This window comes from Pseudescherichia sp. (assembly GCF_031987975.1).
Lineage (GTDB): Bacteria > Pseudomonadota > Gammaproteobacteria > Enterobacterales > Enterobacteriaceae > Pseudescherichia.
Genome location: NZ_DALZYX010000007.1, coordinates 300,427 through 318,283, shown reverse-complemented (window position 1 = coordinate 318,283; position 17,857 = coordinate 300,427). Strand labels below are relative to the sequence as shown.

At 61.0% G+C, this 17,857-nt stretch carries 19 protein-coding genes; 6 read left to right on the top strand and 13 right to left on the bottom strand.

The genetic code is table 11. From position 1 onward, the window contains the following. Positions 1 to 17 precede the first annotated feature (17 nt). The 7 genes from hpxK to hpxU all read right to left on the bottom strand — a co-directional run bounded on the left by hpxK (position 18) and on the right by hpxU (position 6,365). The gene (gene hpxK, locus RTN40_RS14845) at positions 18 to 1,247 is read right to left on the bottom strand and encodes an allantoate amidohydrolase (RefSeq protein ID WP_312229123.1); all 1,230 of its coding nucleotides are present in this window, start codon (positions 1,245 to 1,247) and stop codon (positions 18 to 20) included. After that, positions 1,244 to 2,485, bottom strand: a complete 1,242-nt coding sequence (locus RTN40_RS14840) for an alanine--glyoxylate aminotransferase family protein (protein WP_312229122.1) — start codon at positions 2,483 to 2,485, stop codon at positions 1,244 to 1,246. Before RTN40_RS14840 ends, hpxK begins: the two co-directional genes overlap by 4 nt. A 15-nt stretch (positions 2,486 to 2,500) precedes the next feature. Further along, positions 2,501 to 3,238 (bottom strand): amino acid ABC transporter ATP-binding protein, encoded by a 738-nt coding sequence (locus RTN40_RS14835; protein WP_312229121.1) that lies wholly within the window; start codon positions 3,236 to 3,238, stop codon positions 2,501 to 2,503. Further along, entirely contained in the window at positions 3,219 to 3,875 is a 657-nt protein-coding gene (locus tag RTN40_RS14830) for an amino acid ABC transporter permease (protein ID WP_312211013.1), read from the bottom strand. The genes RTN40_RS14835 and RTN40_RS14830 overlap by 20 nt, the downstream gene beginning before the upstream one ends. Then, positions 3,875 to 4,540 (bottom strand): amino acid ABC transporter permease, encoded by a 666-nt coding sequence (locus RTN40_RS14825; RefSeq protein WP_312229120.1) that lies wholly within the window; start codon positions 4,538 to 4,540, stop codon positions 3,875 to 3,877. Before RTN40_RS14825 ends, RTN40_RS14830 begins: the two co-directional genes overlap by 1 nt. A 9-nt stretch (positions 4,541 to 4,549) precedes the next feature. Next, complete coding sequence (locus RTN40_RS14820; protein WP_312229119.1) at positions 4,550 to 5,335, bottom strand: transporter substrate-binding domain-containing protein; 786 nt, start codon at positions 5,333 to 5,335, stop codon at positions 4,550 to 4,552. 190 nt (positions 5,336 to 5,525) lie between these two features. Continuing rightward, on the bottom strand, positions 5,526 to 6,365 hold the full coding sequence (hpxU, locus tag RTN40_RS14815) for a MurR/RpiR family transcriptional regulator HpxU (RefSeq protein ID WP_312229118.1): 840 nt from the start codon (positions 6,363 to 6,365) through the stop codon (positions 5,526 to 5,528). A 192-nt stretch (positions 6,366 to 6,557) separates the two neighbouring features. Here hpxU and hpxW point away from each other — a divergent pair, with 192 nt between their 5' ends. From hpxW to hpxZ, 4 genes are read left to right on the top strand one after another with little or no spacing between them, the layout of a single operon-like run. Then, positions 6,558 to 8,114, top strand: coding sequence for an oxamate amidohydrolase (gene hpxW, locus RTN40_RS14810; RefSeq protein WP_312229168.1), 1,557 nt, complete (start codon positions 6,558 to 6,560; stop codon positions 8,112 to 8,114). Between the two features lie 10 nt (positions 8,115 to 8,124). After that, on the top strand, positions 8,125 to 8,313 hold the full coding sequence (gene hpxX / locus RTN40_RS14805) for an oxalurate catabolism protein HpxX (RefSeq protein ID WP_312229117.1): 189 nt from the start codon (positions 8,125 to 8,127) through the stop codon (positions 8,311 to 8,313). After that, positions 8,310 to 9,704 carry an AtzE family amidohydrolase gene (locus tag RTN40_RS14800; protein ID WP_312229116.1) on the top strand — a complete coding sequence of 465 codons (1,395 nt, stop codon included), beginning with the start codon at positions 8,310 to 8,312 and terminating at the stop codon, positions 9,702 to 9,704. The genes hpxX and RTN40_RS14800 overlap by 4 nt, the downstream gene beginning before the upstream one ends. Beyond that, positions 9,701 to 10,087: an oxalurate catabolism protein HpxZ gene (gene hpxZ, locus RTN40_RS14795; RefSeq protein ID WP_312229115.1), complete on the top strand. Its 387-nt coding sequence runs from the start codon at positions 9,701 to 9,703 to the stop codon at positions 10,085 to 10,087. The genes RTN40_RS14800 and hpxZ overlap by 4 nt, the downstream gene beginning before the upstream one ends. Before the next feature lie 39 nt (positions 10,088 to 10,126). Here the strand turns inward: hpxZ and puuE are convergent, their stop codons facing one another. The 3 genes from puuE to RTN40_RS14780 are packed head-to-tail and all read right to left on the bottom strand — an operon-like array spanning position 10,127 to position 12,534. Next, positions 10,127 to 11,059, bottom strand: coding sequence for an allantoinase PuuE (gene puuE, locus RTN40_RS14790; RefSeq protein WP_312229114.1), 933 nt, complete (start codon positions 11,057 to 11,059; stop codon positions 10,127 to 10,129). Positions 11,060 to 11,074: 15 nt separating this feature from the next. Then, positions 11,075 to 11,818 carry an allantoin racemase gene (hpxA, locus tag RTN40_RS14785; protein WP_409418533.1) on the bottom strand — a complete coding sequence of 248 codons (744 nt, stop codon included), beginning with the start codon at positions 11,816 to 11,818 and terminating at the stop codon, positions 11,075 to 11,077. Beyond that, entirely contained in the window at positions 11,818 to 12,534 is a 717-nt protein-coding gene (locus RTN40_RS14780; RefSeq protein WP_312229113.1) for a GntR family transcriptional regulator, read from the bottom strand. Before RTN40_RS14780 ends, hpxA begins: the two co-directional genes overlap by 1 nt. A gap of 144 nt (positions 12,535 to 12,678) precedes the next feature. Here RTN40_RS14780 and RTN40_RS14775 point away from each other — a divergent pair, with 144 nt between their 5' ends. Together RTN40_RS14775 and guaD are read left to right on the top strand one after the other, a co-directional pair. Beyond that, complete coding sequence (locus RTN40_RS14775; RefSeq protein WP_312229112.1) at positions 12,679 to 14,175, top strand: NCS1 family nucleobase:cation symporter-1; 1,497 nt, start codon at positions 12,679 to 12,681, stop codon at positions 14,173 to 14,175. A 98-nt stretch (positions 14,176 to 14,273) separates the two neighbouring features. Continuing rightward, a complete protein-coding gene (gene guaD / locus RTN40_RS14770) occupies positions 14,274 to 15,599 on the top strand; it encodes a guanine deaminase (protein WP_312229111.1) in 1,326 nt (441 codons plus the stop codon). Here the strand turns inward: guaD and uraH are convergent. From uraH to RTN40_RS14755, 3 genes are read right to left on the bottom strand one after another with little or no spacing between them, the layout of a single operon-like run. Then, positions 15,579 to 15,905: a hydroxyisourate hydrolase gene (gene uraH, locus RTN40_RS14765; protein WP_312229110.1), complete on the bottom strand. Its 327-nt coding sequence runs from the start codon at positions 15,903 to 15,905 to the stop codon at positions 15,579 to 15,581. The genes guaD and uraH overlap by 21 nt on opposite strands. Continuing rightward, positions 15,902 to 16,402 (bottom strand): 2-oxo-4-hydroxy-4-carboxy-5-ureidoimidazoline decarboxylase, encoded by a 501-nt coding sequence (gene uraD, locus RTN40_RS14760; protein WP_312229109.1) that lies wholly within the window; start codon positions 16,400 to 16,402, stop codon positions 15,902 to 15,904. The genes uraH and uraD overlap by 4 nt, the downstream gene beginning before the upstream one ends. Continuing rightward, the gene (locus RTN40_RS14755) at positions 16,380 to 17,762 is read right to left on the bottom strand and encodes a nucleobase:cation symporter-2 family protein (RefSeq protein ID WP_312229108.1); all 1,383 of its coding nucleotides are present in this window, start codon (positions 17,760 to 17,762) and stop codon (positions 16,380 to 16,382) included. The genes uraD and RTN40_RS14755 overlap by 23 nt, the downstream gene beginning before the upstream one ends. Positions 17,763 to 17,857: the final 95 nt, after the last annotated feature.

Here is a 17,857-nt window from a genome sequence, read left to right as displayed (position 1 = left end):
GTTCAACGCTGCTTTCGCTAAGCGCTTGCAAGGGCGGTCACCGCATAGCTAAATGCTGTTATCGCCTGTGCGACATCGTCACTCTCTACCGACTCCGCCGGATGGTGGCTAATACCACCCTTGCAGCGGACAAAGAGCATCCCTACCGGCCAGCGTTCGGCCATCGCGATGGCGTCATGCCCTGCTCCGCTGGGCAGCGTCAAGGATACGCCCTGCGTCTGATGTACCGCATCGGCCAGCAGGCCCTGTAGACGCCGATCGCAGGGGGTAGCGGCGATGCGATAGAACTCCTCGGCGCTGAATGTGAGTCCCCGTCGGGAGGCGATCCTCTGCGCCTGGGTCAGCAGCTCAGCCAGCAGTGCATCCAGCGATGCGTCCTGCGGCCCGCGAATATCCAGCGATAGCATCACCTCGCCAGGGATGACGTTAACCGCACCCGGCAGACAGCACAGCGTCCCCACCGTAGCGACCAGGTTGCCGCCCCGCTCGCGGGTTAGGCTCTCCACGGCCACCATCCACTCGGCGGCAGCGGCCAGAGCATCTTTACGCTGGCCCATCGGCACGGTGCCCGCATGGCCCGCCTCGCCGGTAAAGCAGCAGTTCAGACGGCGCGCGCCGTTAATCGCTTCCACCACCCCCAGCGCCAGCCCCGCCTGCTCCAGGCAGGGTCCCTGCTCAATATGCAGCTCCAGATAGGCGGCAATCTCGTCTGCACGACGCGCTGCATGGGAAACGCGAGCTGGATCCAGCCCGGCCAGCACCATCGCCTGCGCCACGCTTACGCCGCTGGCATCGGTCTGCATCAGCCAGTGCGCTGGCCATGTCCCCGTCAGGCCCCGGCTGCCGAGTAGAGTAATGCCAAACCGCGTCCCCTCCTCATCGCAAAAGCCGACGATCTCAATCGCTTTCGCCAGCCGCTGCCCCTGCTGATGCAGACTCTGCACCACCTCGATGGCCGTCAGCACGCCAAGCATGCCGTCGTAGCGTCCGGCGTTGCGCACGGTATCCAGGTGTGAACCCAGCAGAATTGCTGCGGCACCCTCCTGCTCACCCTCGTAGCGACCGCAGATGTTGCCCACGCTATCCTGCCAGACGGTCATTCCGGCCTCCGCCATCCACTGCGCTACCTGCTGGTTGGCCTGCAAATGCTGCGAAGAGAGGTAGATCCGGGTCAGGGCATCCGGGGTTTCGCTGATGGCGGCAAGGATATCGGCGCGCGCCATCACACGCTCTGCCGCCTGGCTCATAGTGGACGCTCGCTGCGGTAGCAATCCCACGCGGCCTGCATCGCCGCCCCCTGGATCGTCGAGAACTTAAGGTAGTTAAGCACCGACTCCAGCGCGCTCAGGGTGGTCATCACGCAGTCTTTGCGTGCGTTATACCCCATGGTGCCGATGCGCCACACCTTACCGTGCAGCGGGCCGAAGGAGGTGCCGATCTCAATGCCGAAATCCTCCAGCATCAGTTTGCGCAGCAGGTCGCCGTTGATGCCCTGCGGGATCACCACGCCGAGCACGTTGTTCATCTTGTGCTTCAGGTCGCCGAAGGTCTCCAGCCCCATTGCCTGGATACCTTTCAGCAGCGCATCGCCGTGCAGCTTGTGGCGGGCGATGCCATTATCCAGCCCCTCCTGCAGGATCAAACGTGCGCACTCTCGGGCGGCAAACAGCGCCGAGGTGGCCTCGGTGTGGTGATTCAGACGCTCCGTCCCCCAGTAGTCCATCACCATGCCGAGGTCGAAGTAGTTGGAGTAGATCATCTCGTCTTCGCCGTCGTGATGGGCCTCGGTACGGATCCCCTCTTCAACGCATTTACGGCGGCGGATAACCTCCTCCATGCGCGGGCTGAGGGTGATGGGTGAGGTACCGGACGGACCGCCGAGGCACTTCTGCATCCCCGCCGAGACCGCGTCCAGCCCCCAGGCGTCGCTCTCCAGCGCGTTGCCCCCCAGCGAGGCGGTGGCATCGGTGTAAAACAGCACGTCGTGGCGGCGGCAGATATCCCCCAGCTCGGCAAGCGGCTGGAGCATGGTGGTGGAGGTATCCCCCTGCACCGTGAGCAGCAGGCGCGGACGCACCCGCTTGATAGCGTCCTCGATCTGGTCGGGAGTAAAGACTTCCCCCCACGGTACCTCAATGGTATGCACCTCTGCCCGACAGCGGCGGGCGATCTCACACAGCAGATGACCGAAGCGGCCAAATACCGGCACCAGCACTTTGTCGCCAGGACGGATCGCCGAGACCAGGATTGCTTCAATCCCCGCCCGCGAGGTACCGTCTACCAGCATTGTCCAGCGGTTTTCGGTACGGAACACGCCGCGATAGAGGGCCATCACCTCGTTCATATAGTGGGTCATCGCCGGATCGTACTGGCCGACAAGCTGGCTCGCCATCGCACGCAGCACGCGCGGATCGGCGTTGATCGGACCCGGTCCCATCAGCAGGCGCTGGGGTGGATTGATTTGTGAAAATTGAGCGATATCCATGTTAGGTTCCTTAAATTAATCCAGCCCACGTACGGAGGAGATAAACTGTTTCAGTTCACTGGTTTGCGGGTTGGCGAACAGCGCTTTGCTCTCGCCCTGCTCCCAGACGCGCCCCTGGTGCATAAACACCACGCGGTCGCCCACTTCACGGGCAAAATTCATTTCATGGGTGACGAGGATCAGCGTCATGCCTTCCGCCGCCAGCTGCTCCAGCACCTTGAGCACCTCGCCCACCAGCTCCGGATCCAGCGCCGAGGTGATCTCGTCACAGAGTAAAACTTTCGGCGACATTGCCAGCGCACGGGCAATCGCCACGCGCTGCTGCTGACCGCCGGAGAGGCTGGAAGGGAAGTAGTCCAGCCGGTCGCCCAGCCCCACTTTCTCCAGCATTCTTTGCGCCAGTTCGCGGCACTCGTCGGCGCTCTTTTTCAGCACCCGGCGCGGGGCGAGCATCACGTTCTCCAGCGCCGTCATGTGCGGGAACAGGTTGAAGTTCTGGAATACCATGCCAACGGATCGGCTGATCTCCCGCGCCTGTGAATCCCGGTCGGTGATGGTCATGCCACCCAGCTTGATGCTCCCTTCCTGGTAACCCTCAAGGCCGTTAATGCAGCGCAGCAGCGTGCTTTTACCCGATCCGCTGCGGCCGATAATGGAGATCACCTCGCCCATATCGATATCCAGATCGACGCCCTTAAGCACATGGTTATCACCGTAGTACTTCTGCATCTGATTAATGGTGATGAGAGGCATTGAATTTATTCTCCAGATAGCGGCTGTAGCGGGACAGCGGGTAGCACAGAATGAAGTAGCCCAGCGCTACTAGCGCAAAGACTTTAAATGGCTGATAGGTGACGTTGGTCAGCATCGTCCCGGCTTTGGTCAGATCGACGAAGCCGATGATCGAGGCCAGGGCCGTGCCTTTGATCACCTGCACGGCAAAGCCCACCGTCGGTGCAATGGCAATGCGTAGCGCCTGCGGAGCGACTACCCGCCAGAGGGTCTGGCCAAAGCTCAACCCCAGGCAGCGAGACGCTTCCCACTGGCCTTTCGGCAGGGCGCGAATGCTGCCAAACCAGATATCGAGTAAAAAGGCACTGGTATAAAGCGTCAGCGCCAGCGAAGCTGCCGTCCAGGGTGAGACGTCGATACCAAACATCGCCACGCCGAAGAAGGCCAGAAAGAGCTGCATCAGCAGCGGTGTCCCCTGGAACAGTTCGATATAGCCGCGGATCAGGCGCTTTACCTGCCGTCCGCCGGTCAGACGCAGCAGCAGGAGCGGCAGCGTCACCAGCGCACCGCCGGTAAAGGCCACCAGCGAGAGCAGCACCGTCCAGCGCCCGGCCAGCAGCAGGTTGCGGATAATGTCCCAGTCGGTAAAGGTCGTCATCATGCCTGCACTCCAAGCCATTTCCGCCCGGCTGCCAGCAGCAGCTGGCGCATGGCAATCGACAGAATTAAGTAGATCCCAGCCGTCACCAGATAGACCTCGAAGCTGAGAAAGGTTCGGGACTGGATCAGGTTGGCGGCAAAGGTCAGCTCTTCATAAGAGACCTGCGACACCACCGACGATCCCAGCATGACGATGATGCACTGGCTGACCAACGCCGGGTAGATACGCTGCAGTGCGGGAGGCAGCACGATGCGGATAAAGGTCTGGGTGCGGGTCAGGCCCAGTACCCGCCCGGCTTCCCACTGCCCCTTCGGCGTAACCTGAATCCCGGCGCGCACGATCTCGGTACTGTAAGCGCCCAGATTGATCACCATTGCCAGCAAGGCAGCCTCGCCAGCCGTCATTTTGAGGCCCATATTGGGCAGGCCAAAGACAATAAAGAACAGCTGTACAACGAAGGGGGTGTTGCGGATCAGCTCCACATAGCCCCCCCAGATGCGGCTGAACCACGTCGGCCGTCCGCTGCGGATGGCGGCTCCGAGAATGCCCAGCGCCAGGCCGCCCACCGTCGCCATCACCGTAAGCTGCACGGTGATCCACAGTCCCGCCAGCAGCTCGGGCCAGTGCGGCCAAAGCTCAGAAAAGTGCAGTTGTTCAGTCATTCACCGGCCTTACACGCCAAGGCTTGCCGGCAGCGGGGCTTTCATCCACTGCTCAGAGAGTTTATTCAGGGTGCCATCCTTCACGCCCTGCTCAATCAGCGCATCAACCTTTGCCTTCAACGCTGGCTCGTTCTTCTTTAGGCCGATAAAGCACGGTGAGTCCTTGAGCATAAAACTCGGCACCGGCGCTTTGTCAGCGTTCTGCCGGGAGATGGCCGCCACGACCAGGTTGCCGGTGGCGACATACTCCACCTGGCCCGACAGATAGGCCGACAGGGTGGTGTTGTTATCCTCATAGCGCTTCACCTGTGCCTCTTTCGGTGCAATGCTGGTCAGGACCATGTCCTCAACCGCACCGCGGGTGACGCCGATGGTTTTTCCGCTCAGCCCCGCAGCATCCTTCAGCTCCGTCCCCTTTGGACCAAAGACGCCAAGGAAGAACGGCGCATAGGCGCGGCTGAAATCAATCACCTTTTCACGCTCGGCATTTTTACCGAGGCTGGAGATCACCAGATCCACCTTGTCCGTTTGCAGATAAGGCACCCGGTTGGCGCTGGTCACCGGAACCAGCTGCAGTTTGAGCTTCATCTCTTTAGCCAGGTAACGCGCCATATCAATGTCATAGCCCTGCGGCTGGAGGTCGGTCCCTACCGAGCCAAACGGCGGGAAGTCCTGCGGGACAGCGACACGAAGCGTGCCGCGCTTCTCAATATCCTGCAGCTGGTCGGCTCTGGCGACCGACAGGTTAGTTAACAGACAAGCGGCTCCGGCCAGTGCGATCAACAGTTTTCTCATGGTGTTTACCCGTTACGTTAGCGTGAAACAAAAGATTCTATAATTAGACTTTTGCAACTTATGTGCCAAATGCGGATAAACCTGAAAATGGGATTAACGCGTTAAATAACGACCAGAAGCGCGAAAAAAGCCGCGTTTTAACCTGACTCGCCTGCACCAAAAAAGTGCCAAACACCAGCATGGTGCCCCATTATCGCTGCTCAAGCTCGTCCAGCTGCTGATAGAGGGTGGCGATGTTGTGAATGCGCGGTCGCCCCTTATCGAGAATTTCATGTAAAAAGGCGTTGGCCAGCAGGTTAATCAGACTGTTCACCGCCGCATAACTGTCGTAGGCGGAGACGCTGTCCAGCGGGGTGCAGAGCTGCCAGCGCGCCAGCGGCAGCAGGCTATGCGCCTGCGGCTCGCACATCAGCAATACCGGGACGCCGTCGGCCTGCAGCTGCTGAAGCAGCGGACGCATAATGCGTGGACGGCGGCGAAACGCCATCACAATCACCAGATCCTCGGCGCTGAGATCTACCAGCTCCTCGCTCAGGCTCTGTCCCGGCTGCGGCAGCACCAGCACCTGGCCGCGAGCCTGCAAGAGCTGCTGTCGCAGATGCAGCGCTGCCGGATAGGCGTTACGCATGCCGATAACCACGATCCGCCGGGCGGCCACCATGGCGGCGATCGCCTCGGCAAACTGCTGCGCATCGAGGGCGTTGACCCATTGGGTCAGGTTCGCCATCTCCTGCTTATAGTGGCGTGCCAGCAGCGTATTGCCCTGCACCGCATCGCGGTTGTCGGTCAGCGGCATACCGCTCTGACGCAGGGTGCGCAGCTCGTCGCGCATGTCCTTATATTTCTCATATCCCAGGCGCTTAAACAGACGGCTCACCGTCGCCTTTGAGACCCCGCTCAGCTGCGCCAGCTCGGCGCTGTTGTAGCTAATCAGATCGTCAAAGTGATCAAAAATAAAGTCCGCCACCCGCTGCTCCTGGGGTGATAGCGACGCATATTGCCCTTTCAGGCGTTCATCAAGCTGTTCCATAGGGCCTCTGTAACTTTTGTTTCAGCAAACTATACCGCTAACCCCTTTCACAATGCATGCCAGATGCGATAAAAACGCTGCCCCCTTCGCGGCTGAAACTTTTCGCCCGGAAGTGGAACAGCTTTTGCAAGTCCACGGACACACTTCAGATCATGAGGACAGCCCGTGCAGAGTCATCTATCCGCTCATGGAATGGCGGTGGCCCCCCACCATCTGGCAAGCCAGAGCGCGCTTGCCGTACTACGCGAAGGCGGCAGCGCTATTGAAGCGATGGTGGCCGCAGCCGCTACCATCGCCGTCGTCTATCCCCATATGAACGGCCTCGGCGGCGATGGCTTCTGGCTGATCGTTCCGCCGGAGGGTGAGCCGATTGCCATTGATGCCAGCGGCGCGGCGGGTTCGCTGGCAACCCCTGCTGCCTACGCCGATGTCATGCAGATCCCGCACCGGGGACCGCGCGCTGCGCTGACCGTCGCGGGAACCGTCAGCGGCTGGGAGGAGGCGCTAACGCTCTCCAGATCATTGACCGGTAAGGCGCTGCCGCTCTCACGCCTGCTGGCGGATGCCATCGGCTATGCCACAGAGGGGATCCCGGTCACGCAATCTCAGGCCAGTGCAACCGCCAGCAAGCTAGAGGAGCTGCGTCACCTGCCCGGCTTCGCTGAAACCTTTCTGGTCAACGGGGAGCCGCCGGTGACCGGCAGCCGCTTCCACCAGCCCGCTCTCGCCTCGACCCTGCAACGGCTGGTTGAAGAGGGGCTGGAGAGCTTTTATCGCGGTCCGCTGGCGGAGCAGATGGCTGACGGCATGGCAAAGTACGGCCTCCCTGTTACCCTTGCCGATCTGAACCAGCATCGCGCCCGCCGTCCGCAGCCGCTCAGGCTTCAGCACCAGCACGGCGAGCTGTGGAACCTGGCTCCGCCCACCCAGGGACTGGTGTCGCTGGCGATCCTTGGCATCACCGACCGCCTGAATATGGCTGAGGCCGATGAGGCACAAACCGTACACCGCATCGCCGAGGCCACCAAGCTGGCTTTTCGTCTGCGGGATGCGCACATCACCGATCCCCGCCATCTCGATACGGATATTCAGAGCCTGCTCGAACCTGCTGCGTTACAACCGCTGGCCGATCGGATAGATGACAGCCGTGCCGCGCCCTGGGGGACGGGTAAAGGCCCAGGCGACACCGTGTGGATGGGGACGATGGATAGGAGCGGGCTGGCGGTCTCCTTTATTCAGAGCCTCTACCATGAGTTTGGCAGCGGCGTGGTGCTTCCCGATACCGGTATCGTCTGGCAGAACCGTGGAGCCTCGTTCAGTCTCGATCCGTCACATTTGTTGGCGCTGGCACCGGGCAAGCAGCCGTTTCATACCCTCAATCCTGCCGCTGCGCGCCTTAGCGATGGCCGGGTGATGGTTTACGGTTCGATGGGCGGCGACGGCCAGCCCCAGACCCAGGCGGCGATCTTTACCCGCTACATTCTACAGGGCGTGCCGCTGCAGGAGAGCATCTCCCGTCCGCGCTGGCTGCTGGGGCGCACCTGGGGGCAGACTTCGGATTCGCTGAAGCTTGAAGGACGTTTTACGCCAGAGAGCATTGCTCGTCTGCGCGCGCTGGGACACGAGGTAGAGGTGCTGCCCGATTTTAGCGAGGCGATGGGCCATGCAGGCGCTATCGTCCGCCATCCCAACGGTCTGTTTGAGGGCGCCTCCGATCCGCGCAGCAACGGCTCGGCGGCCGGTTTTTAAGGAGAAACGCATGAACAATACACAGCCCGACTGGGCCGCTTACCTGACGCAGATGACACAGATCCTCAACCTGGAGCTGGACGACGCCCGTCGCGCCGAGCTGGAGATCCAGTTTAGCCGTATCGCCGCCATGGCCGAACCGCTGATGGCTTTTCCCCTCGACGATCGTCTGGAGATTGCAGGAGTCTATAAAGCATGACGCTTAACGAGATGAGTATTAATGATATCCAGCAGGCGCTGGCCAGCGGGAGCGTAAGCGCCGGGGAGATCGCCCGCCAGACGCTGGATGATATTGCCCGGGTCAATCCGCACATCAACGCATGGACAGCGGTAACAGAGGCGCGGATGCTGGCGGAAGCGGAGCGTATCGATAACCTGCGTCGGGATGGGCAGCCCCTGCCTCCGCTGGCGGGCGTGCCCTACGCGGTGAAAAACCTGTTTGACGTGGCCGGACACGCTACCCTTGCCGGAGCGCAGCTGTTCAGCGATCGCCCTGTCGCCACTGACGATGGTTTTGCGGTGCGCCAGCTTAAGCGCGCCGGGGGTCTCCTCTCCGGGATGTTGAACATGGACGCCTATGCCTATGGCTTCACCACCGAAAACAGCCACTACGGCGCGACGCGCAATCCGCACGACCTGACGCGCATTGCGGGCGGCTCCTCCGGCGGATCGGCAGCGGCGGTGGCCGCCGGGCTGGTGCACTTCTCTCTTGGCACCGATACCAACGGCTCAATCCGCGTCCCCGCCTCCCTGTGCGGTATTTTTGGCCTGAAGCCGACCTTTGGCCGCCTCTCCCGCGCGGGCAGCCATCCTTTTGTCGCCAGCCTCGACCATATCGGTCCCTTTGCCCGTCGGGTTGATGATCTGGCGGCAGTTTATGATGCGTTACAGGGGCAGGATCCCGACGATGGCTTCCAGCGCGACTACGCCAGCGAGCGGACAACGCCGCTGCTGGATCGCGGGCTGGAGGGGCTGCGCTGTGCGGTGCTCGGCGGCTACTTTACGACCTGGTGCGATGACGACGCCCGGGAGGCGGTAAGCCGTGCCGCACGCGCCCTTGATGCCCACGAGGAGCTGCTCTTCCCGGAGGCAGAGCTGTCGCGTTCGGCGGCGTTTATCATCAGCGCCTCCGAGGGGGGGAATCAGTATCTCCCCGCCCTGCGCCGCGAGCCGGCGCGCGTTGAGCCGCACTCCCGGGAGCGTCTGCTGGCGGGGGCGATGATCCCCTCCGCCTGGTACGTACAGGCCCAGCGCTTTCGCCGCCACGCCCAGCAGGCGTTCAGGGCGCTGTTCAATCATGCTGACGTGCTGATCGCTCCGGCCACGCCCCGCAGCGCGACACTGATTGACGAGCAGACGATGATGATTAACGGCCAGCCGCTGCCCATCCGCGCCAGCATGGGAATGCTGACCCAGCCGATCTCGTTTTTGGGTTTGCCGGTGACTACGGTGCCGCTGCGCAGCCGTAGCGGGCTGCCGACAGGTTTGCAGCTGATTGCCGCCCCCTTTAATGAACAGGCCTGCCTGCGCGCCGCGCGGGTGCTGGAACAACAGGGCATCGCTGATGCCCACGCTGCGGAGCTAGCATGATACATCTGGATAATATCAACCGTCCGCTGGTGCTTGTCGAGGTTACCGCCGCCTTCTACCGGTACGAAGAGGCGCTGGTGAGCAATGACGTTGCGGTGCTGGATGAGCTGTTCTGGCATGACGCCCGCACCGTACGGCTGGGTGCCGGGGAGAACCTCTACGGCATCGATGAGATCCGCGCCTTCCGCGCCGCCCGCCCCGCCACAGGGCTACAGCGCGAGTTGCGCAACACGATGATCACCACCTTTGGTGAGGACTATGCAGTATGCAGCACCGAGTTTACCCGCGAAGGCAGCGACCGTATTGGCCGCCAGCAGCAGACGTGGGTGCGTTTCCCCTACGGCTGGCGCATCGTTGCCGCGCAGGTGAGCGTGATGAGCTGACCGTAACGCCGGGCGGCACTGCGTTTGCCCGGCCTACTCCTATTTCTGAAACGGGTGTTTCTCCCGCCAGTGGTCGGCAATCTGCTGGCGGGTGCAGATCCAGACGCGGTCGTGCTGCTGGATATAGTCCAGGAAGCGTTGCAGAGCGCGGAAGCGGCCCGGGCGACCCAGCAGACGGCAATGCATACCGATGGACATCATCTTCGGCGCGCGCTCTCCCTCCTCGTACAGCACGTCAAAACTGTCCTTCAGATAAATATAAAACTGCTCAGCGGTATTAAACCCCTGGGCGGTGGCGAAGCGCATATCGTTAGCGTCGAGGGTATAGGGGACGATCAGGTGCGGTTTGTGGGAACCGTCGCTGCACGGCACCTCGGTCCAGAAAGGCAGGTCGTCGCCGTAGTAGTCGCTGTCGTAATCAAAGCCGCCGTGCTCGGCCACCAGCTGGCGAGTGTTGGGGCTGTCGCGTCCGGTATACCAGCCGGTGGGGGCTTTACCGAACAGATCGGTCAACACCTGCATCGCCTTGTGCAGATGCTCGCGCTCCTGGTTAATATCCATACTCTGATAGTGGATCCAGCGCCAGCCGTGGCTGACAACGTCATAGTCCGCCGCTTTGATTGCCGCGACAATATCCGGCTGGCGGGCCAGCGCCATCGCCACGCCAAAGACGGTGAGCGGCAGGCCCCGCCTGCTGAACTCGTGATGGATACGCCAGAACCCGGCGCGGCTGCCGTACTCATAGAGCGAGTCCATCGACATATGCCGGTCCGGATAGCTGGCGGCCCCGATAATATCAGAGAGAAACTGCTCGGATCCGGCATCGCCGTGCAGAACGTTGTTCTCTGCCCCCTCCTCGTAGTTCAGCACGAACTGGACGGCAATGCGTGCCTGCTGCGGCCACTGTGCATGAGGCGGTGTCCCGGCGTATCCGCGTAGGTCGCGGGGGTAGTCATCGTCTAAAAATGCCATTATGGATCCCTCACGTTAATATGGATTCAGTGTCTGAAACTTGCCGCTCAGCGCCTTGGCTTCCGGAAAAGCTAAGTCTCCGTGCTTACTGGTGGAGAGACCCAGCGTGACCAGCGACTCCACCATCTTCACCGCCGCGCTAACTCCGTCGATTACCGGCACGCGCAGCTCCCGGGTTAGCTCCTGAGCCAGCGTCGCCATTCCGCCGCAGCCCAGCACGATCGCGCCGCAGTCATCCTCTTTCAGCGCCCGGATGCAGCGCTCACGCACCCGCTCCTGCGCCAGTCCGCTGCCATCTTCCAGCGTCAGCACAGGCAGATCGATGGCGTGCAGCGCGGCGCAATGATTATGAAAACCGTACTGGTGCAGCAGGTGGCGGGCGATGATCAGTGTGCGCGGCAGCGTGGTGACAATAGAAAAACGGGTGGCGACAAGAGTTGCCATATGCATCGCCGCCTCGGCAATGCCGATCACCGGCCCCTGGGCCAGCTCGCGCGCTGCCAGCAGACCTGGATCGCCAAAGCAGGCGATCACATGTCCATCTACCCCCTGCTGGCGGCCGGCTTTGATCTGCTCCAGCACGCCAACGGCAGCAATGGCCTCATCAAAATGGCCTTCGATGGAAGGTACTCCCTCAATGGGGCAGACTGACACAATCTCAGTGCCCGGCGCGGCCACTGCCCTGGCCGCAGCGCCAATGGTCTCGGTCATTGCCTGGCTGGTGTTGGGGTTGATAACCTGGATTCTTAAAGCCGACATCACTGCTCCTTATAACCAGCAAAAAGCCGGGCAAAATCCGGCAGGGTGACGCCAGCACGCTCGAAGCAGAGGCTGGCGACGATATGTTCAAAGTGGTGCATCAGGGCAGCACTTAACGGCGCAAGCGCTCCATCTCGCAGCAAAGAGACCAGCCGCTCATGATCGTCACAGCGGCAGCCCTGGCGCCACGGCGCGCCCCAGGCGGCAATCACTAATGAAGATCGCTGGCTGAGGCGAGTTACCGTTTCGGTCAGTACCTGATTGCCGGAGATCGCCTGTAGCTGAATATGAAACTCGGCGGAGTAACGGATCGCCGCCGGGCCGTTGTAAGTCTCATGCGCGTGCTCCTCCTGACGAATAATGGCTTCCAGTGCCGCGAGATGCGGCGGCTGGCAACGGGCCAGTACATCAGGCAGGTTGGCAACCTCCAGCAGGGCGCGGGTACGGAAGATATCCTGCGCCTCCTCAACCGTTGGGCTGGCAACCTGTGCACCACGTTTGGGCATCAGGGTGACCATTTGCACAGCGGCGAGTCGTTGCAGCACTTTGCGGATCCCGGTTCGGCTGACGCCAAACACCTCCGCCAGCGCCTCCTCTGGCAGTTTGCTTCCCGGCGGCAGCTGATGTTCGACGATGGCCGTCATCAGCGCCTGATAGATCGATTCGTCCCGCTCCTGCTGGGCTGACGCCGCTTGCAGCCCGTTTTCGTTATGCATTACTTCACTCCGGATTAACTTTTTGGCTTCAAATCGTATACATAAAAATAAAGTTTCGTATACAAAAACAAACATTCTGGCCTAAATCCTGCAACGTCCTCTGCAGTCCATTTCAAAACGCTTTTAGTGAGAGGAGCAGGTTTCATGCCAAATAGACAAAACGTGCAACAGATTAAGGCCGCTGACTCCACCGCGGGCTACAGTCCACGGCTTTGCAATGAGGATCTGGCCCCAACGCGGGACCAGAACTGGAGCTGGTACAACATCTTCTCGTTCTGGATGTCAGACGTGCATAGCATGGGGGGCTATGTAGTAGCCGCCAGCTTCTTTACCCTCGGGCTGGCGAGCTGGCAGGTTCTGCTCTGCCTTTTGGTGGGGATCTGCATTGTGCAGCTATGCGCTAACCTGGTGGCGAAGCCCAGTCAGATGGCGGGTGTGCCCTATGCGGTGATTTGCCGCCAGGCGTTCGGCGTTTTTGGGGCGAATATTCCGGCGGTGATCCGCGGCCTGATTGCCTTTGCCTGGTACGGTATTCAGACCTATCTGGCCGCCAACGCGCTGATGCTGGTAATGCTGAAGTTCTGGCCGTCGCTGTCGGCGCTGACGCAGGGATCGTTTCTTGGCCTGTCTCACCTGGGCTGGCTCTGCTTCACGGTGATGTGGGTGTTGCAGGCAATGGTCTTCTGGCACGGCATGAGCGCCATCAAGCGCTTTATCGATATCGCCGGGCCAGCAGTCTACGTCGTAATGCTGGCGCTGGCGGGCTGGATTGTATACAAGACCGGCTTCGATGGGATCTCCTTTACCCTTGCCAGTAAATCCCTGACCGTCGGGGAGCAGACCTGGCAGATGATCACCGCCACCGCGCTGGTGGTCTCCTACTTCTCCGGGCCGCTGCTTAACTTCGGTGACTTCTCGCGCTACGGTAAAAGCATGGGCGAGATCCGCCGCGGCAACCGCTGGGGACTGCCGTTTAACTTCCTGCTCTTCTCCGTGGTGACGGTGGTGATTGTCTCCGGCACCCAGTCGCTGTTTGGCCGCATGATCACCGATCCTATCGAGACCGTGAGCCGCGTCGGCAACGATCTGGCGGTCGCCATCGGCCTGCTGACCATGATTACCGCCACTATCGGCATCAACATCGTGGCCAACTTTGTCTCGCCGGCCTTTGACTTCTCTAACTGCTCGCCGCAGAAGATCAGCTTCCGTACCGGGGGGATGATCGCCGCCGTTGGCTCGATCCTGCTTACGCCCTGGAACCTGTTTAACTCGCCGGAGCTGATCCACTATACCCTGGACGTGCTGGGTGCCTTTATCGGTCCGCTGTTTGGCATCCTGATTACCGACTTCTATATCATCAAGCGCGGGCGGGTCTCGGTTGACGATCTCTTTGACGATACGCCGAAAGGTAAATACTGGTACCGCAACGGCTTTAACCCGAAAGCCATTGCCGCGCTGGTGCCTTCGGTTGCGATCGGCCTGGCGATCAGCTTTATTCCTGCGCTGCATGAGGTCGCTAACTTTAGCTGGTTTATCGGCGTCTTCCTGGGCGCGGTAGCCTATCGCTGGCTGGCCCGTGACGAAGTTGCCGTTGCCCCGGCAGCAGGGTTCAACGCGGGCGTCATGGCCCAGAAAGAGTAACCTTCCGCCTGGCTGCGGTGTCCTGCCGCAGCCTCTCTGTCCTGGCACCAATTTTGCTCATACATTTCTACCAACAATAAAAAGAGAAGGCAGAGCTTATGATTGCTTACGATACGGCGATTCGCGGCGCATTTTTTGACGTTGCCCAGGTGGCAGACAGCGCCGACGATATTGCCCGCCACGCGCGCTATCTTCCTGACGGGCTGCTGTTTATTGCCGGGGGACATATTCAGGTGCTGCTGCCGTGGCAGGAGGGCGAACAGTATCTCGATCCGCATAAAGGTTATATCGACCAGAGCGGCAAGCTGCTGCTGCCCGGTTTTATCGACGCCCACGTGCACTATCCGCAAACCGAAATGATCGGTGCCTTTGGTGAGCAGCTGCTGGAGTGGCTAACCACCTACACCTTTCCGGTCGAGAGCCAGTTTTCTGACGAGGCCTATGCCAAAGAGATAGCTGAATTTTTCCTCGGTCAGCTGCTGAGCCACGGTACCACTACCGCGCTGGTGTTCTGCACTCTGCACCCTGAATCAGTCAACGCCCTGTTTAGCGAGGCGCTGCGCCTTAATATGCGCATTATTGCCGGCAAGGTGATGATGGATCGGCATACGCCCGACTATCTGACAGAAACCGCTGAGGAGAGCTATCTACAGACCCGGGCGCTGATCCAGCGCTGGCACCAGCAGGGCCGCCTTGGCTACGCCATCACGCCGCGCTTTGCCCCTACCTCAACGCCGGAGCTGCTGTCGGCGGTGCGCCAGTTACGCCAGGAGTTTCCGGACACCTGGCTTCAGACTCACCTGAGTGAAAACCCGAACGAGGTCGCGTGGGTGAAGGATCTCTGGCCGGAGCACGAGCGCTACCTGGATGTCTATCACCACTACGGGCTAACCGGCGAGCGCAGCCTCTTTGCCCACGGTATTCATCTGGAGGATCGGGAGTGGCAGTGCCTGCATGAGACCGGTTCAGCGGTTGCCTTCTGCCCTACCTCTAACCTGTTCCTCGGCAGCGGTCTGTTCCGCCTGCCCGCCTGCTGGCAAAACCGGGTGCGGATGGGCATCGGCACCGACGTTGGTGCAGGCACGACCTTCAGCATGCTGCGCACTCTGGGAGAGGCCTATAAGGTGGGACAGCTGCAAAGCTATCGCCTGCGCGCCAGCGAAGCCTTCTATCACGCCACCCTCGGCGGGGCGCACGCCCTGCGCCTGGACGAGAAGATCGGTAACTTCCAACCGGGCAAGGAGGCTGACTTTGTGGTGCTTGACCCGGCGGTGACGCCGCTCCAGCAGCTGCGAATCAGCCGCTGCAAGGATATCTACGAGCAGCTGTTTGTGCTGATGACGCTGGGAGACGAGCGCAATATTCGCGAGACCTGGGTTAACGGCGAGCGGGTATGGCAGGCCTCAGCTTCCCCGGTAGGTTGACCAGCCGCCGGGGGCGATGAGAAACGGCAGATGGAAATGTACCTCTGCCGTCCCGGCAAGCACAAAATCGATCTGCGCGCAGGGGAAGATACTCTCCCGCCCGCCTGCGGCAAACCACTCGCCCGTCTCGGCCACCAGTCGATAGCGGCCAGGGGCCAGCGCCGCCGGGGTAAACTCGCCGATGCGGCCGTTACTATCGGTTATCTGGCTGGCGATGGCCTGCTCCTCCCGCAGCAGGCGAACCGTAACGCCCGCTGCCGGTTTGCCAGTTGAGATATCCAGAATATGGGTGCTCAGGGTGCTCATTCGCTAATCGCTCCTTCCAGTCGTAATAGAGTAATTTCACGCAGCTGCGCCAACGCTTCCGCACTCTCCTGCGCATCGCTATTTTTCAGACGCTGCTCCAGGGCAGCCAGGATCGCCTCGCCGCTGCGCCCTTTGGCGCGGATCAGAAATACCCGGCCAAAACGCGCTTCATAGCGGGCGTTACCCTCCCTTAACGCCTGCGCGAGGCGGGCGTCGCTGGCGTTAACGGCCCCCTGCTCCTGACGTGACAGCGCAGCATGGGCCTGCTGGCCAACAGGCTTCTCGCCGATCCGGGGGTGGGCGCTAAGCGCCTGCGCCAGCTCTGCCTCGCCCCACGCCTGTGCGGACTCCCGCGCCGCGCTCATCAGCGCCGGGAGATCTGCATAGGGCCGCCCCTGAACCAGCGCAGCCGTCCACGCCGGGATGGCAACGCAGGGCTGCAACAGGGCCGCAGCCTCGTCATTATCCAGCTGGTTAAAGCGTTTGAGGGCGATCATCATTGCTCCTTGTCACCGCCGCAGCGGTCAGTTTCTCTTCCGGAATAAGCAGGTTCAGCACAATCGCCACTAGCCCGCCGCTGGTCGCCGCCGAGCCAAACAGGTTGCCAATAATCGGCGGGAAATGGGTGAGAAACGTTGGAACTGCCTCCACGCCAAGCCCGAAGCCAAACGCCAGGCCAACAATCAGCATATCCCGGCGAGTGAGCGGCGTCTGGGTAATAATACGGATCCCTGCGGCTACTACGCAGCCAAACATCACCATCGTCGCTCCGCCCAGCACCGGGGTCGGGATCTGGCGCAGGATCTCTCCGAAGGGCGGAAACAGCCCCAGCAGGATCAGGATGACGCCAATATAGCGCCCTACGTAGCGGCTGGCGACGCCGGTCATCTGGATCACGCCGTTGTTTTGCGCAAAGGTGGTGTTGGGAAAAGCACAGAGCATCGCGGCCACCATACAGCTGATGCCGTCGGCCAGGATCCCGCCCTTGAGCCGGGAGCGAAACGCCCCGTCATCAATGGACTGCCGTGAGATCAGGCAGTTGGCGGTCAAATCCCCTACCGCCTCAAGTATGCAGACCAGCGATACCAGCGCGATGGGCAAAAAGATGGCGCTGTTAAACTGAAAGCCAAACGGGAAGAGCGCCGGAACACGAAACCAGGTGTTACCGATGCCGCTGAGATGAAAGTTACCGCTCAATGCCGCGCCCACGCAGCCCGCAGCTATCCCTATCACCACCGAAGAGAGCCGCAGCCAGCGATTTTTCGCACAGCTTAGCAGGACGATAACCCCCAGCGTCCCCGCACCAAGGGCGATATTGCTCATGCTGGCAAAATCCTTCGCCCCTTCGCCGCCGCACCAGTTGATAACGCTGACCTTGATCAGGCTGATGCCGATCAGGGCGATGACGCTACCGGTGATCACCGGCGTGAAAATCTTCTTCAGCGGCTCGATAAAGCGGCTAACAATAACCGGCACCAGCGCGGCAACGAAGTTAACGCCAAACAGCATCGCCATCACATCCTGGGCGCTGCCGCCCTGCCCCTTAACCCACATTCCGCCAGCAATCGCCACGCCGAGAAAAGCAAAGCTGGTTCCCTGCATGCAGATCATCCCTGCGCCAATGCCCCAGATGCGGTTGGCCTGGAGAAAGGTACCGATACCGGACGCCAGCAGCGACATGCTAATCAGGTAAGGCATCCACTCTCCCAGCCCAAGGGTCGCACCGATAATCAGCGGCGGAGTAATGATCCCCACCAGCCCGGCCAGCACGTGCTGCAGAGCGCTAAAGAAAGCCGGAAGCGGCGGGATCCGCTGCTCAAGGCCATAAAGCAAGGTGCCGTTCTTTTCATCAGACATGGTCAATCCATCCCGTTGTGAATAAGCGTTGGCTCTCTTATGCACAAAGCAGGCCAGAGTCATTCCTAAGTCAGTTGTCCCGGCGTTGCGCAATG

Bases quoted from the DNA above. Each gene is read 5' to 3' on its own strand.
- hpxK (WP_312229123.1), bottom strand. From the start codon at position 1,247: ATGAGCCAGGCGGCAGAGCGTGTGATGGCGCGCGCCGATATCCTTGCC.
- RTN40_RS14840 (WP_312229122.1), bottom strand. From the start codon at position 2,485: ATGGATATCGCTCAATTTTCACAAATCAATCCACCCCAGCGCCTGCTG.
- RTN40_RS14835 (WP_312229121.1), bottom strand. From the start codon at position 3,238: ATGCCTCTCATCACCATTAATCAGATGCAGAAGTACTACGGTGATAAC.
- RTN40_RS14830 (WP_312211013.1), bottom strand. From the start codon at position 3,875: ATGACGACCTTTACCGACTGGGACATTATCCGCAACCTGCTGCTGGCC.
- RTN40_RS14825 (WP_312229120.1), bottom strand. From the start codon at position 4,540: ATGACTGAACAACTGCACTTTTCTGAGCTTTGGCCGCACTGGCCCGAG.
- RTN40_RS14820 (WP_312229119.1), bottom strand. From the start codon at position 5,335: ATGAGAAAACTGTTGATCGCACTGGCCGGAGCCGCTTGTCTGTTAACT.
- hpxU (WP_312229118.1), bottom strand. From the start codon at position 6,365: ATGGAACAGCTTGATGAACGCCTGAAAGGGCAATATGCGTCGCTATCA.
- hpxW (WP_312229168.1), top strand. From the start codon at position 6,558: ATGGCGGTGGCCCCCCACCATCTGGCAAGCCAGAGCGCGCTTGCCGTA.
- hpxX (WP_312229117.1), top strand. From the start codon at position 8,125: ATGAACAATACACAGCCCGACTGGGCCGCTTACCTGACGCAGATGACA.
- RTN40_RS14800 (WP_312229116.1), top strand. From the start codon at position 8,310: ATGACGCTTAACGAGATGAGTATTAATGATATCCAGCAGGCGCTGGCC.
- hpxZ (WP_312229115.1), top strand. From the start codon at position 9,701: ATGATACATCTGGATAATATCAACCGTCCGCTGGTGCTTGTCGAGGTT.
- puuE (WP_312229114.1), bottom strand. From the start codon at position 11,059: ATGGCATTTTTAGACGATGACTACCCCCGCGACCTACGCGGATACGCC.
- hpxA (WP_409418533.1), bottom strand. From the start codon at position 11,818: ATGTCGGCTTTAAGAATCCAGGTTATCAACCCCAACACCAGCCAGGCA.
- RTN40_RS14780 (WP_312229113.1), bottom strand. From the start codon at position 12,534: ATGCATAACGAAAACGGGCTGCAAGCGGCGTCAGCCCAGCAGGAGCGG.
- RTN40_RS14775 (WP_312229112.1), top strand. From the start codon at position 12,679: ATGCCAAATAGACAAAACGTGCAACAGATTAAGGCCGCTGACTCCACC.
- guaD (WP_312229111.1), top strand. From the start codon at position 14,274: ATGATTGCTTACGATACGGCGATTCGCGGCGCATTTTTTGACGTTGCC.
- uraH (WP_312229110.1), bottom strand. From the start codon at position 15,905: ATGAGCACCCTGAGCACCCATATTCTGGATATCTCAACTGGCAAACCG.
- uraD (WP_312229109.1), bottom strand. From the start codon at position 16,402: ATGATCGCCCTCAAACGCTTTAACCAGCTGGATAATGACGAGGCTGCG.
- RTN40_RS14755 (WP_312229108.1), bottom strand. From the start codon at position 17,762: ATGTCTGATGAAAAGAACGGCACCTTGCTTTATGGCCTTGAGCAGCGG.